The organism is Fusibacter fontis (assembly GCF_055378735.1).
In genome coordinates this window covers 60,544-75,406 of sequence record NZ_AP042445.1, presented here as the reverse complement: position 1 = coordinate 75,406, position 14,863 = coordinate 60,544, and the positions used below count along the sequence as shown (strand labels likewise).

Here is a 14,863-nt window from a genome sequence, read left to right as displayed (position 1 = left end):
GAGTGAAATATGTTAAAAAAGCTCAAGTCATTTAATCCACTCAAGCAATTGAAACAATATAAGGGCATCACATGGAGCATTTTACTTTTAGCAGCTCCAGCGATTGTAGAAATGGCGCTTAACACGCTTCTTGGTGTTGCAGATATGATTATGATTGGTCAACTCATTGACTCTGATGCCATTGCTTCCATTGGATTTGCCAATCAAATTATGTACTTGCTCATTTTTACGTTTTCAGCGTTTAATACGGGCGCAGTGGCCATGGTGTCCAGATCGTATGGTGAAAAAGATTTTCCACGGTTAAAGCGCATCGCCGAACAAAATGTTCTACTCAATGTCGTAGTGGGATTGCTCGTCATGCTGCTCGCGTTTGCTTTTAAATCGTCTATTTTTAAAATTTATGAGATTGAACCACATATTTTTGATCAAGCGCTTTCTTATTTTACGGTTATTCTCATGGGATTTGTTCCGATGTTCATGTGGTTTGCATTTGCATCCATTATGAGAGGGGCTGGAGATACGAAAACGCCTATGGTTATTACCGCGATTGCCAATGGATTTAACATTATCGGAAATTATGTCCTCATCACAGGTTGGGGACCTTTTCCAGAGATGGGGGTTGAAGGTGCTGCGCTTTCCACGACTTTATCTCGCGTACTTGCTGTAGGAATTTTCATCTACTACTTGTATATCAAAGAAAGTCCAATTAAACTGAAGTTTATTTTGTTTATTGACCGTGAAATTTTAGCGCCTCTGTTCCGAATTAGTTTGCCCGGTGGGATTGAGCAGGCGTTGATGCAACTGTCTTTTGTTGTAGCGGGAATATTCGTTTCCTATCTCGATACTTCATCCGAGGCTGTTTTTCGAATCCTTATTCAGATTGAGTCGCTTTCATTTATGCCAGCCGTTGGCATCAGCATCGCTGCTGCCACTTTAGTGGGTAAATCCCTCGGCGAAAAAGATATTCCGCATGCCTCATTAGTGGGAATGGTCTCGTCAGGACTAGGAATCGTTTGGGGACTGTTTGTGGGGATCTTGTTCGTGACACTTCCAAGTTTCTTGTTGATGGTGTTCACAAAAGAAGCCCAAGTGATTGCACTTGGTGTACCAGTAATGGCTTACCTCGCATTGAATCAACCTGGGCTTAACTTTATGATTATTATGGGTGGTGCACTTCGTGGAGCGGGCGATACGTTTAGACTCATGCTTTATACGCTTATGCGACTTTGGATTTTCTTCGTCCCATTGAGTTATCTATTTATACTCGTTCTGGATCAAGGAGTTGCGGGACTTTGGCAAGCTGAAATCCTGTCTATTTTCATCGTTGCTACTGTTGTGTATCGCCGTTTTAGAAGTCAAAAATGGGCGGATATTTTGCTTTAAAGGCGGATATTTTGCTTTAAATATGAAAAGCCTGTACGCATCAATCCTCGTACAGGCTTTTGTTTTATGCTAAATGTGAATCAATCTTTCCACTCATACGTATACATCACTGAATAATTGCGTCCAATGACGAGTTTAATGGTTCTAATTGCGCCAGCTTTACCTTTTTCAATTGGCTTTTCTGCTGTTAAGAGACCATTGAAAGCTTTTGTGATGTATTTTGTACCATCCGCTGCTGAAAAATAAACTGTCATGCCTTGATCCATAGAAACCGTTTGTTGAGCAACACTGCCCATGTTCCAAGTTGCAGAACTAATTTGCTTTGTTTCATATTGAATACTCACTAAATCCCCAACTTTTAAAAATGCTGGTGGATCCGTCCAAATCGTCTGATGCGTCGAAGATGCCACGACATTGCCTTTGCTGTCATAACGCGTATGAGACATGGTCATGTTGTTTTTCTCGCCTGTAAAGCTTGATTTGTCCGATCCGTAAGTACCAGTTCCATCTGTTAAAGTGTACTTCACAAAATACCACCCAGCACCTTGACTTGTAGGTGTTGTTGTTGGCTGTGTTGCCGGTTGCGTCGTCGGTTGTGGCGCTGGTTGCGTCGATCCAGATTTGGTGATTAACACTGTTTTGGTTGGGATGTCATAACCAATTCCGAGACCAAGTAGATACCCAATCGCTTTAATTGGCAAATACGTCGTGCCATTATACGAGATTGGAAGAACTGCTGTCCCATCATCCCCTACCGGAATAACCGATGTCCCGTTTAATTTAAACTTCAATTGACCATTGAGCAAAACGTTCTTAATTGGAATGAGCGTATTGGTTTTTGGTGTTGCTACCACTGCCGGCATAGGTACATTCGAAACGCTCGTTATCAATACGGTCTTCGTCGCACCATCATAGCCAATTCCAAGTCCTAATAAATACCCAATTGCTTTAACAGGCAAATAAGTTGTGCCATTATAAGAAATTGGTAATACAGGAGTGCCATCGTCTCCCACTGGAATCACTGCTGATCCATCCAGTTTAAAACTTAGCTGATCATTGAGCAGTGCGCCAGAAATCGGCGTCAATGCGTTATCCGCATATGCAGTCATCCCCATGAGTTGAATCACCAGTGCCAAGATGGTGATTATTGCCATTAATTTGCGTTTCATTTGGTACCCCCTTATACTGTAACTGTTAGCCGTGCACGTCATCTTATGTGTTTATACCCAAATTTGGAGACTTTACTTATATGATATTCATCAAACGTTTCATAACAACTTATATCGAAACAACTAATTCTCATTCCGATTCATTTCACCTAACAATTTGATTCCCATAACGGTTGTTGGAATCTTTTTATGAGGGGATTGATTCGACAAGATGACAACTGCCATCTGCGTCTTTGGCTGAAAACCCACATAACAGTTGAAATTTCCTGTTCCTCCATTGTGCCATATCACTTCATTTTCACGATCAATGATCCAACCCGCTCCAATTTCATCCATCCGGATGCCCATCATCTGATAATTTTTAGAAGTCCCCTCAATTACTGCAAGCGACTCATGACAGGTTGAGAAAAGCGCACCATCCGATAGCTGTAACTGTGCATAGCGCATCATATCAGAAATGGTGGAAGTCATTCCCCCTGCTGAAAGATACGCATCCGCATTCTTCCATTCCCAGTAATCCTTCAAATCGCCTTGTCCAGTTGAAATGTGTGTGTGACTGAGTTCAAGGTCTTCCAAAGCAAACTGATTGACCAGTGTTTCATAATCAACTTCATAGACAGACTCAAGTATGAGCCCTAGCACTACATAATTAAAGTTCGAATACTTAAATTTATACGCTTGATCCGGTATTGAAAGTTTCGTCAGTCTCGCGAGTACAGTCTCTTTTGTGATGCCACAAAAATCATTTCGACCACTAAAAAAATTTCCCACCATTGGCCATTCAAAGTAATAATCTTTGTAACCTGAAGTATGAGTGAGCAGCTCTTTAATAGTTGGATATGTGTGATCGGAAGTGAGCTTGAGATATTGATCCACGGTTCCATCCAGCGAGAGTTTTCCTTCAGAGATCGCTTTTTCAATCAAAGCAGCTGTAAAAGTCTTTGTAAGTGACCCAATTTCATACGTATATTCTTCGCTAGGAAGTATTTGACCATCCTTCCCGTAAACCGTAAATTCAGCCTTTCCATCTTGTATGATGCCAACGGTAATCACTGCGTTCTCCTCACCCTCAAGTGAATACTCAAGGCATTCTTTAAAAGACAATTTAGGAATCTGACGCATCTGATAATTGCCATAGAGGACCAGTCCTCCTATGATGAGTAGCGCTACGACTAACAATACTAAAATTATTTTCCATATAAATTTTTGATGTTTTTTATGACGAGTTTTCATGATTTTCCTCTTTCAAGTGTCTGGCTATGTGGTGTTATCTGTATAATTGAGCAGTATATAAGTCTTGTTAATTTTATCATAGATCGGATTACTAAGCTGTATCATTTTAGCAGTTGACATGATGAAATTGACTTACACATAAAAATGGGATACTGTCTTTCTAATATTATAGAAAAACAATATCCCATTTTATTTAAGTTTATCTGTGTATTTATCTGCTTATTCCTGTATTGATTTCAATGTCTCCTATCTATGGCTGCATCGCTCCAAATAGCACCAGCCATGCGAGGATAGATTTTGCGATTAAACTGAGCCAGATATACACGCGTTCGCCGTATAAATAATCTTTCCATTTTCCTACTTTTTGATACTGCAAGATCATGTTGATTGGGAAGGTGTTAAATGCGACAAAATACGTTCCGATAATTGCCCATACAAACCAAGGTACTTGATCGAAATTGCCCGTTCCAAGCATGTAAAACAAAATGGCAATCCATGGTGCGATTCCTGCGACCGAACCCCATACAAATGGTTTCCAGTCCACCTTTTCCTTCTGAACCCCAGAATTCATCTCCTCCATGACCAGACCGAATATGTTCATGGCTGCATTGGCTGTAAAAATCAAGATCAATGACACGATGTCATAGATGCCAAATAGTGTGGCGATGAGCATGATCATTATAGAAGAACTCAGCGCATACTCATACCATCTGAATCGATTGATCCCTTTCTTAAGTCCTTCAACATAGGATTCGCTCTTTAAGACAATGATAAAATGTGCACCGGCAGAGATAAATAGAAAACATGCAACGAGTACGCCAAACGGCAACTGAAACAGTTGCTTACTGGCAGTTTCAAGCGATCGTGTACTGACGTTAAACGTTTGGTAATACTGAATAATCTGCGGTTGAAATTCAGCGATTTTCTGAATAACCGTAGATGCTAAAATCAGCATAATCACTGCTTGAACGAGATGAACCATTCCCATGACTAAATTGAACTGTTTGAGTTTTTTGAATTTTTCTTCCAAAATAAACCTCCTCTAGTGGCAATCCTCGAATTACGAATACTCAACTATTAATGCATTTATAACCGAATATACACAAATCAAACTGTTTCTTTCTTTTAATTTAGCGCAGTCCATATTGACTCAAAAATTTACACATTCCTAATCTGTCTTTAAAACACATCATACATCCGTCTGTTACGATTAGATTGTCCATAAAGGATATTACATGACACTATTCATTCAACTATTTATTCAACTATTCATTCAACTATTTATTCAACTATTCATTCAACTATTTATTCAACTATTCATCCAACTATTTATAATACAATCCATTTATAGGTTATGGTACACACAACAGGAGGTTATCCATGATTAAAACCACTCTCATTTTTGACTTTGACGGAACGATTATAAACACCAATCAGCTGATAGAAGAAGGCCTCAATGTCTTCGCAAAGACCTATAGAGGGTCTGAACTCACAAAAGAGGAACACAAATTCATGCTCGGTCGTCCACTTGAAGAGCAGATGCGCTATATCAATGAAGATGCGTACCTTGCCATGACTGAAATTTTCAAACTTTGGTACCTTAAAGAACACAATCACAAAACAACTGCTTTCGATGGCATGGAAGCGTTGATTCGAGTGCTCTACTATCAAAATTATCAACTTGCCATCGTTTCAAACAATAGCCGCGAAACAGTTATGCACGGACTCAAACATCTCAATCTAACGAACTATTTTGACCTCATCCTCACTTGTGATGATGTCCAAGAAAAAAAGCCCTCACCAGAAGGACTTTATCAAGCATTATTTCGCTTAAATGCCACTATGGATGAGGTGCTTTTTATAGGCGATAGTTCAAATGATATTTTAGCTGCTAAGGCTGCAAACGTCGATAGCGTCCTCGTTGGATGGACCATGATGGAACGCGCAGAAATGGCAAAACTGAATGCAACCCACATCATTCATCACCCTTCTGAACTTTTAGTGTTACTGGAAAACAAACAAAAAGTCACAGCTTAAGGAGACGTTATGTCGAGAGTAATTGAAGTGATTGGCTCATATAAAATCCTCGCAACAAACCGAGATTACGTGGTAGTGAATACCCGTCTTGACTATGAAAATCATGCACATTTCAAATCTCTTCAAACGCTTCATCAACTTCTAAACATCATTGAAAAAGGGCTCGTTCCTTCTTCACCTTATCTGATCAAAGCGGCTAAGCGCTTATTGGGTGAAGAATACGATGCCCTTCATGTCAAACGTAAAAAACTTTCTTATTTTAATCATTCTCAGCGGCACTAGCACGCTTCATCAGAATAATACTGCGCCTGTGCAAGCCAAAGTTCACGGTATTTTCCGTCTTGCTGTGCAAGAAGCGTTTCATGATGGCCCCTTTGAACCAGCTCCCCTTCGTGAAACACTGCGATGCTATCACAAAAGCGACACGAGCTCAATCGATGCGAGATGTAAAATGCCGTCTTTGTCTTGACGATGTCGTTGAATTTCGAATAAATCTCAAATTCAGCAATAGGATCCAGCGCTGAGGTCGGTTCATCTAAGATCACCATCGGCGCATCACGATAAATCGCCCTTGCCAATGCCACTTTTTGCCCTTCTCCTCCCGACAACTCTTCTCCCGTCACATCAAAGTACTTATACAGATACGTTTCCAGCCCTTTTGCCATCTTTTCAACTCGATCATTCATCCCCACTTGGTCTAAAACGGTATGCACTTTTTGCGTGTCATACTGCGTCGTCGTTCCAACATTTTGCCCCAGTGAAAATGAAAACAATTTGAAATCTTGAAACACGACTGAAAACAGCTCTAAATATTCTTCATAATCATACTTTTTAATGTCAATTCCGTTGAGCGTGATCACGCCTTCAGTCGGATCATAGAGTCTACAAAGCAGCTTGATTAGCGTCGTTTTCCCAGATCCATTCATCCCTACAATGGCCATCCGTTCGCCGATTTGAAGTGTCAAGTTGACATTCTTAAGCGAATAGACATCCGATCCCGGATATTTAAACGATACATTTTTAAAAGCAATTTCATACGCGTCATCATCTCGTTTTTCCACGGGAAGCGTGCCACGATACATGGTGCTTTCGATCTCAAAGAAGTCATAATAATCCTGTAGATACTGAAAGTTGTTCATAATTTCAAATAATGACCTTACCATCCCTTCGAGCCCCTTCATCAGCTGCATAATCCCGCCGATGTACTTGAGAACCCCAGAAGCGGCAATTGCACCCGTCGTCGCCTTTAGTGCCACGAAGATAAAGATCAGTCCCGTTGACAGCGATGAAAAGATCGTCGAAATTCCCATCATAAGCGCACTGGAGTTGCCGAGCCTATCAAAAATCGACTTCATGTATTTGTTCACAAATGTGCTCACACAGCCGAGAAGCAAGGACTCCTGATGATAGATGCGAATGCCTTTTCCCGAATTATAATCCGATACGTGATCCATGTAATAGCCATAAATTCGGTTGACGTCCATCACCTCGCCAAAGAAACCATAGAGTTTTTTCGCGTTAAGGCTCTGAATCCAGATACTCACGCCCATGCTGAGGAAAATCATCCCGATAAATCCAGCGGTAATGAACCATCCACTAAGCTCACTATTGATAAATAATGCTGGCATCATAACCAATGCAAGGATGATGGAAAAAATGCTTTCCATGGCATTTGAAAATGAGTACATCATCTGATACGCGCCACCTGAATTCATGTTTTCATATTCTTCGATTTTTTTGCGAAGTGCATGTGTCTTAGGATCTTCAACAGCTGAATAATCCATGCTCATGATCTTGGAATTGATGGCCATGTCGCAGTTATAGGACATCACCCGTTGGCAACGTAGCTTCCAAAGGGAGGTAAACTTCGAACTGACAAAGATGACAAAATTCACTGCTACCGTCATCCCTACAAGGCGGACGAGTTCATCTGTTTCAGCACGTCGGATTAAAGCGTCAATAATATAAGTCGACATCACTAAATTGATAAACGGTACCACAGAGCTTAAAAAAGCATCTAGTACTGTGACAGCCAAAATGCGTTTGGAGAGCGAATGGACGAATTTGAATCCTTTGATGAGTTCTTTTATAGTCGAGTTTGATTTACGCACCCAATTCACACTCCTCTCTATAATAATGGCTCTGTTTGTCAAACATGTGTTTATAACGCGTTTCGTCTTTCATGAGTTCTTCATGTGTGCCCATTTCAACGATTTTTCCATCCTCTAAAAAGACAATGCGATCGCAAAATCTCGTGGAAGACAGTCTATGAGAAATGAAAACCGATGTACTGGACTGCGTCAATTGATTGTACTGCTGATAAATCTCATTTTCAGCAATTGGATCCAGCGCAGCCGTTGGTTCATCTAGTACCATGATCGGTGCAGACTTATAAAGTGCTTGTGCCAGCATCAATTTCTGATTTTCTCCACCTGATAACTCCACAGCATCTTCATACACGGATTTGACGAGTCGCGTTTGACTGCCCTTAGGGAGACGGTCGATTTTTGAGCGAAGTCCCACTTGATTCAGAATCGACGCGATTTTTTGTTTCTCGATATCCGAAAGCTCCGCTTCATTTTTTAAGGCGATGTTCTCTTCAATGGTCATCGGCAATACAAAATGATCTTGGAACACCACTGAAAACAAACGGTAGTAGTCGTAGATATTAAATTCCGAACTGGATTTGCCATCTACTTTGATTTCCCCACTCGTTGGGCGGTACAGTCCACAGATGAGCTTGACAATCGTGGTCTTTCCAGCGCCATTGACCCCTACAAGTGCCAATTTTTCTCCTTTTTGAATATGTAGATTCAAATGCGAAATGGTGTCTTTTTCCGCACCGGGATATCGAAAACAGACATCGATGAGTTCAATATCAAAAGGCCACTGTTCATGACTGGGAAGTTCCGCCCCAGCATCCCTCTTTTGATACTCAGGTAGTTCCAGATAATCCCTTAAATACTGGGTTTCCATCGACATGCCGTCAAATGACGTCAAGTCTTTTACGATTCCAGAAAGCCAAGTGGAGATGCCCACGACAGCCCCAAAGTAAAATGCAAAATCGCCAATGGACAAGCCTTTTTCAAGGACTGCAATCGCCAATATGCCGTATGTCAGAACATCTCTTATGCCAATGAGCGCACCATCTGTTAAGTGAAGATACCATTTTCGCAGGTCATTTTTAAAATCCACGTGTATCCGCTTTTTCAGATGTTCTTCATAATTGTCATCGAACCACGGTTTTGTTCCGTAGAGTCTCAAATCCTTTGCCGATTTAAACTCACCCCCTGTTTTACCGATATAGTTCAGTTTTCGTCTCAGGTCGGCGAGTTCTTCTTTATTGCTTTCAATATAACGATTGACGCGTTTGCCACCTTTCAAATTAATGCCAGCTGATATGAGTACAAATACGACGATTGCCGGATGAAGCGTAAAGATAACCCCCGCATACAGTAAGAACCCGATCATGTTAGAGATCAGAGACACAAGTACGAGTACGACTTTTTCAGTGGCACTGTCATTGCTGTTTGTGGCAATCATCGCAAGGTTAAATCGCTCCTGTCCAATAGCGCCGTCGATATTTTCATAATCGGTGTAAAGGCTTTTCTCAGTCAATCTCGTGGTGTAATTCATTCGAAATATGATTTTGCGTACCCACGTCCACTGCTCAAGCGTAATTTTAACCACACTGATGACGATTAAACTCAACACAGGTAGAAGAAGTGCTTGAGTCAATGCAGCAAATGATGCACCCGACTGAATGCCATCGAGAATCATCTTTGGGATAAAGATTCCAATAAATGAAATGACCACCATCATTGGACCTTGTACGGTGGATAAAAGGAACAAAGTTCGATCCCATCGCCACATATTTTTGATTAAATACAGCATGTTTTCTTTTGTGGTATATTTTTTCATAAGACCTCATCAGATAATGTATTGCGGTGAGTTGATTGATGCACAGTGCTTTGCCTATGCGCACAAACCGAATTTCAGCAGAATGTCATTGCTAGCTGAATATCGGTTACGTTCACCGCTTGAGGATAGGATATCAACATCCCCTCATCCTCAGTGAAAATTTGGACGAATGGTTCATTTTTTAGGACGAAAGGTCATCGGTGAGTTGACGACTCGTCATTCGAGCAAAAGGCAATGAAATCTCACAGGCAAAGACACCTTCTTCTGCCTGCCGATTCACGTAACCGCCGTATTTGGACACGAGTTGATCAATACGTCTGATGCCAAAGCCGTGTCCACCTTCTGCTTTAGTGGTTAAAAAGCCCTTCTGAGGTTTCACCGCGGATGCATTCGAAACAGAAATATAGAGTTGCCCCTTCATCGGACGGATGTAGATCCGCACAAATCGTTCATTTTCAGGTACTTTCTGAGCAGCTTCAAGTGCATTATCGAGGACATTTCCAATAATCGCACACAAGTCCACATCCGATATACTGTGTTTTTCTGGAACCGTGGCCTTTGCATTGACTTCGATGTTCGATGCCATCATCAGGGAGACTTTGCTGTTTAAGATCGCATCCACCATGACATTGCCCGTCTTGATCACATGATCGACTGTCACAATATCCTCTAAAAGTTGCGCCAAATGCGCTGACATCTCATCTACACGATTCATCTCGATATACGCCATCATCAGCTGAATGTGGTTGTGATAGTCGTGCTTCCAGCCCCTCATCTGCTTATAGATGTTCTCAACTTCTTCGTAGTGACGATTTAAAAGTTCCGATTGATAGGTGGAAACATAGGACTCAATCCACCTTTTGATTGCCCATTTTAAAATAAAAACAAGTGCAATCACGCCTGCAACTGCACTTATAAATATGCCCCACATCTTCATTTCCCCCTGTGTACAAATTGATGTAAATTTAACCTTATGAACATTGTATCATGACCTTTTAGTGAAAAATCATGTAAGTAAAATCCAAATTGGCTCTATCTAACGCCGATCGGCCTCTTTAAAATACCGTATAAACGCCTGTTGAACTGCTTGCCTTTGATTGCGGCTCAAAAGAACTTTTGCCTGATTGTCCAACACGACTTCTTGATGATCCACAAACTCAATATGACGAATCCCGACAAAATACGAACGGTGCGTCTTGATAAACTCACTGTCATCCAGCTCAGAGAACACTTCTGTAAAACTTTTCTTTAGCAAAAATTCGCTTGTCTTCGTCACCATTAGCGTATAGTTTTTTTTTGCTTCACCGTATAAAATGTCACTTTGGCTCAAGCGATGGGTCTTTCCATCACACTCAAAAATATACACGGCGTTTTCTTTTTCTTGAAGAGACTGTCCAATGGCCTCATGAGCGCGCGATAGACAGTCAAAGAGTTTGTCTTTTGACACGGGCTTCAGGAGATAATTTAGAGCGCTCACTTCATACCCCTCATACACGTAATCCGCGATTCCCGTAATAAAAATAATGCGCAGCCACTGATCCAGCTTACGAATCTGTTTTGCAAGCACAATGCCACTGGCACCTTTCATCTGGATATCTAAAAGCACGACATCGTACGCGCGACTCGTCTCCCATTCAAATGAAAATGCCTCCGCACTGGTAAACAAGTCGAGTACAGCCTCTATCTTTTTTTCTTCACACCACTGACGAGTATAATGTGCCAGTAGATCACAAATGACGGGTTCATCATCTACGATGGCGATTCTAATAGGTTTCATTTATATGACCTCTGTTTTTCCTTTAATTATTGGAGCATTTTCAACTTAATAATATGCTTTATTATGATTAACTACGATTTCACATGTAAATCAGTTACATTCTGCTATCAAAAATTTTGTCTATTATTATTTTATAATACAATTGCTTCAATTAAAACAACATAAGAGAAAGATTAAAAAAGGAAATTGTGGCAAAATCGTAACATCTTGTGCTACACTATTTGTAATCACATCTATTTAATTGTAATCACATCTATTCATTTGTAATCACATTTATACATCAGGAGGATTTCATGCCTTTAATCGGAAGCGAACTATACTATAAAGACTTTGACGAAATGACAGAAAAAGAAAAAGAGGAAATTTCAGCCACTTACGGCAGTAGCGTTTTTTCAAGTGGCGCTTGGTCGATGGCAAAGTTTGAATTGGCGTATCGCGAACAACTTGCACGCGAAGAAGAAGAGCAAAGACTTTATGATGAGCGCTATGATACTTGGGATGATCCGGAGCCTGAGGTAGAATCCTACAACAGTTCAATTGAATTCCCATTTAATTGGGACGATGAAAATTTGCTTTATGGGGATTCATCGATACTTTCAGAAGGTTCAAAGTCATATGTTCCCTTCGAATATGAGTCTTCAAGCAGCTCCGATAGCGACTCTATCGATCCGGATTATCTTAAAAAACATGGGTATGATTTTAATAAAAAAAGACGTCTCGGCGATAAGATTACGCTCCTACAGCTCGCTGTTTATTGGGTCATTGTGCCCCGAATTCCATTTTTAATGACTCAATTTTTCCTGTTTTTCAATATGAGGCGCATGCTGATGTCTTCAGCGTTTCTCCGAGATTCTCTATTTTTATACTATTATCACCATTTTTGTACACTCTTGTTTATTGCATTGATCTGTCTATACGCATACAGCAGAGCTGGACAGTATCTTGATCGGAAACAGACTGTTGACGATCATTCAGTATGAAGCAGTATGTAGTAAATAGAGAAATCACAAAAAAGAAAGCCAAAGTGAAATTCACATCAAATGAATCTCACTTTGGCTTTTGTTGTTGTTTTCTTCAACATTTCAATGACGATATTGCGATATCTGAATTTAATCATTATTTTTGTTGCTTTAAGTCTGGTTCGCCCGTTAAAATAATAACATACAATAAAATGAGCGTTCTACATCCATAATATGTATATAGGACAAAATACCTAATGGAGGTCATTTCAATGAAGAAGAGTTTACTTGTAAGAGTCACCGTTCTAATTGGTCTAGCGATTTTATTTGTTTCTCTAGGTTTGGGAATAGCAAGTATCTTATTCGGTTCAAAAGCAGTTGAAGCTGAAGCAGAAAAAGCTTTACTCAACATGACGAAGCAAGGCGCGACTCAGGTAAACATTAGAGTTCAATCTATCATCGATGTTTTGCAAGAAGTTGCAAGAGATCCACGTGTACAGTCTATGAATTTTGATGAACAAAAAAATGCATTAAAGGCAAATGTCGAAAGACTAGGTTACCTCGATATGGCAATTGTAACCCCAGATGGTGAAAGTAAATATGTCATGAGTGACGATGTGGCTCAACTTGGCGACCGTGCTTATGTTCAAAAAGCACTTGCAGGTGAAGCCAATGTATCTGACGTTCTCATCAGCCGAGTGGTTAACGATGCAGTTCTTATGTATGCGACGCCGATTGGAACAGGAAGTTCTACAAAAGGGGCTTTAATCGCAAGACGCGATGGCAATGCGCTCAACAGTGCAATTGAAGACTTGAAGTACGGAGAGCACGGGTATTCTTATGTAATCAACACAAAAGGTGTGGTTGTCGCTCATAAAAATAGAGATTATGTCATGGAACAGCTGAATATCATTGAAAAAGCGAAAGAAGATACGAAATTTGAATCTGTTGCGAAGATGGTCGAAGTGGCGATTCAAGAAAAGACTGGCGTTGAAGAGTATACTTTTGACGGCGATGATCTGTATAGTGCGTACGCTGAAATTCCCGGTACTAGCTGGATTCTCGTGACAGTTGCCAATAAAAATGAAGTTTTAAGCGGTGTGAGTGATATGAAATTTTTGCTTGGCGGATTAACCATCTTATTCTTAGTTGTGGGGATTCTCTGGGCATACCTTCTCGGTCGCTCTATCAGCAAACCGATCAAATCGCTTTCACTAAACATCAACCGAATTGCGGATTTTGATCTATCGGATCACGCAATGGATGAAGCGAGTTTACGCTACTTGAACAAGGAAGATGAAGTCGGTGTCATTGCAAAATCCATTGATACCATGAGAACCAATCTTAAGTCTTTAGTTTCTCATATTTCTGTGGATGCTCAAAGTGTGGCCGCGTCATCTGAGGAACTCACTGCAACCAGTGATCAAGCGTCAAACTCTGCTGAAGAAGTGTCTAAAACAATTGAAGAAATTGCAAAAGGTGCAACCGATCAAGCCATCGAAACTTCAAACGGAGCCAACCAAATTGAGGTACTGGGACAACTCATCGAGCACACGATCCAGCAGTTAAAAACGCTCAATGAATCCGCTGAGGTGGTTGACACGTTAAAAAATCAAGGCTTTGTCGTTCTAAATGATTTAGAAGAAAAGACGAAAGAAAATGATGCAGCTTCACAGTCGGTTCAGCAGATTATTCTCGAAACGAGCCATAACGCTGGAGAAATCTCACGGGCGAGCGAAATGATTATGAGTATTGCGGATCAAACTAACCTTCTTGCGCTAAATGCAGCCATTGAGGCAGCACGTGCAGGTGAAGCTGGTAGAGGATTTGCAGTCGTTGCTGATGAAATTCGAAAACTCGCAGAGCAGTCGAATAATTTTGCGACAGACATCACTAAAACGATTCATAAATTAAGCGTTAAAACGACTGAAGCAGTAGACATGATGAATCAGTCAAGAGAAGTCAGCGTGGCGCAATATCATAGTTTGGGTCAAACGCGCAACCAATTCGTGGGCATTTCAGATGCTATAGAATCGGTAAAAGGAATTGTGGATTTACTCAATGCTTCTAGTGCGGATATGGATGAAAAACGTCAACAAATTATCAGCGTCATCGAAAACCTCTCAGCTATTTCAGAGGAAAATGCTGCAAGTACGGAAGAAGCATCTGCATCGGTTCAAGAACAAACGGCTTCCATGATGCAAATTGCAAATGCGTCTGAAGAACTTTCGAAACTGGCTGTAGAAATGCAAGCGGCGATTGCGAAGTTTAAGTTATAAAGTTTAGGCTATAAACCCTAAGAATTAACAACTGAGCAACAAGACTTTATTAAAAAAACACGGATTCTCCTTTGGATGGAGCCGTGTTTTTTTTTAGATATTCCA

Annotated in this window: 12 protein-coding genes; 5 read left to right on the top strand and 7 right to left on the bottom strand. The window is 40.7% G+C overall.

Annotation, left to right across the window (positions count from 1 at the left end):
- Positions 1–9 precede the first annotated feature (9 nt).
- Positions 10–1,383 (top strand): MATE family efflux transporter, encoded by a 1,374-nt coding sequence (locus tag ACZ41W_RS00320; RefSeq protein WP_464312898.1) that lies wholly within the window; start codon positions 10–12, stop codon positions 1,381–1,383.
- An 80-nt stretch (positions 1,384–1,463) separates the two neighbouring features.
- On the opposite strand, the gene ACZ41W_RS00315 is transcribed toward ACZ41W_RS00320, so the two are convergent.
- The 3 genes from ACZ41W_RS00315 to heR all read right to left on the bottom strand — a co-directional run bounded on the left by ACZ41W_RS00315 (position 1,464) and on the right by heR (position 4,815).
- Positions 1,464–2,552, bottom strand: coding sequence for a copper amine oxidase N-terminal domain-containing protein (locus ACZ41W_RS00315; protein WP_464312897.1), 1,089 nt, complete (start codon positions 2,550–2,552; stop codon positions 1,464–1,466).
- A gap of 123 nt (positions 2,553–2,675) precedes the next feature.
- Positions 2,676–3,785 carry a serine hydrolase domain-containing protein gene (locus tag ACZ41W_RS00310; RefSeq protein ID WP_464312896.1) on the bottom strand — a complete coding sequence of 370 codons (1,110 nt, stop codon included), beginning with the start codon at positions 3,783–3,785 and terminating at the stop codon, positions 2,676–2,678.
- Between the two features lie 250 nt (positions 3,786–4,035).
- Positions 4,036–4,815, bottom strand: coding sequence for a heliorhodopsin HeR (gene heR, locus ACZ41W_RS00305; protein WP_464312895.1), 780 nt, complete (start codon positions 4,813–4,815; stop codon positions 4,036–4,038).
- A gap of 350 nt (positions 4,816–5,165) precedes the next feature.
- Between heR and ACZ41W_RS00300 the strand changes: the two genes are divergently transcribed.
- Positions 5,166–5,822, top strand: a complete 657-nt coding sequence (locus ACZ41W_RS00300) for an HAD family hydrolase (protein WP_464312894.1) — start codon at positions 5,166–5,168, stop codon at positions 5,820–5,822.
- Between the two features lie 9 nt (positions 5,823–5,831).
- A complete protein-coding gene (locus ACZ41W_RS00295) occupies positions 5,832–6,104 on the top strand; it encodes a hypothetical protein (RefSeq protein ID WP_464312893.1) in 273 nt (90 codons plus the stop codon).
- Here ACZ41W_RS00295 and ACZ41W_RS00290 read toward each other — a convergent pair.
- From ACZ41W_RS00290 to ACZ41W_RS00275, 4 genes are all read right to left on the bottom strand, one after another.
- Complete coding sequence (locus ACZ41W_RS00290; RefSeq protein WP_464312892.1) at positions 6,101–7,933, bottom strand: ABC transporter ATP-binding protein; 1,833 nt, start codon at positions 7,931–7,933, stop codon at positions 6,101–6,103. The genes ACZ41W_RS00295 and ACZ41W_RS00290 overlap by 4 nt on opposite strands.
- On the bottom strand, positions 7,926–9,743 hold the full coding sequence (locus tag ACZ41W_RS00285; protein ID WP_464312891.1) for an ABC transporter ATP-binding protein: 1,818 nt from the start codon (positions 9,741–9,743) through the stop codon (positions 7,926–7,928). The genes ACZ41W_RS00290 and ACZ41W_RS00285 overlap by 8 nt, the downstream gene beginning before the upstream one ends.
- A 181-nt stretch (positions 9,744–9,924) precedes the next feature.
- On the bottom strand, positions 9,925–10,674 hold the full coding sequence (locus tag ACZ41W_RS00280; RefSeq protein WP_464312890.1) for a sensor histidine kinase: 750 nt from the start codon (positions 10,672–10,674) through the stop codon (positions 9,925–9,927).
- A 105-nt stretch (positions 10,675–10,779) separates the two neighbouring features.
- On the bottom strand, positions 10,780–11,520 hold the full coding sequence (locus tag ACZ41W_RS00275) for a LytR/AlgR family response regulator transcription factor (RefSeq protein WP_464312889.1): 741 nt from the start codon (positions 11,518–11,520) through the stop codon (positions 10,780–10,782).
- A gap of 293 nt (positions 11,521–11,813) precedes the next feature.
- Between ACZ41W_RS00275 and ACZ41W_RS00270 the strand changes: the two genes are divergently transcribed.
- Both ACZ41W_RS00270 and ACZ41W_RS00265 read left to right on the top strand, forming a co-directional pair.
- On the top strand, positions 11,814–12,500 hold the full coding sequence (locus ACZ41W_RS00270; protein ID WP_464312888.1) for a hypothetical protein: 687 nt from the start codon (positions 11,814–11,816) through the stop codon (positions 12,498–12,500).
- 251 nt (positions 12,501–12,751) lie between these two features.
- Positions 12,752–14,758 carry a methyl-accepting chemotaxis protein gene (locus ACZ41W_RS00265; protein WP_464312887.1) on the top strand — a complete coding sequence of 669 codons (2,007 nt, stop codon included), beginning with the start codon at positions 12,752–12,754 and terminating at the stop codon, positions 14,756–14,758.
- The last annotated feature ends 105 nt before the right edge of the window (positions 14,759–14,863 follow it).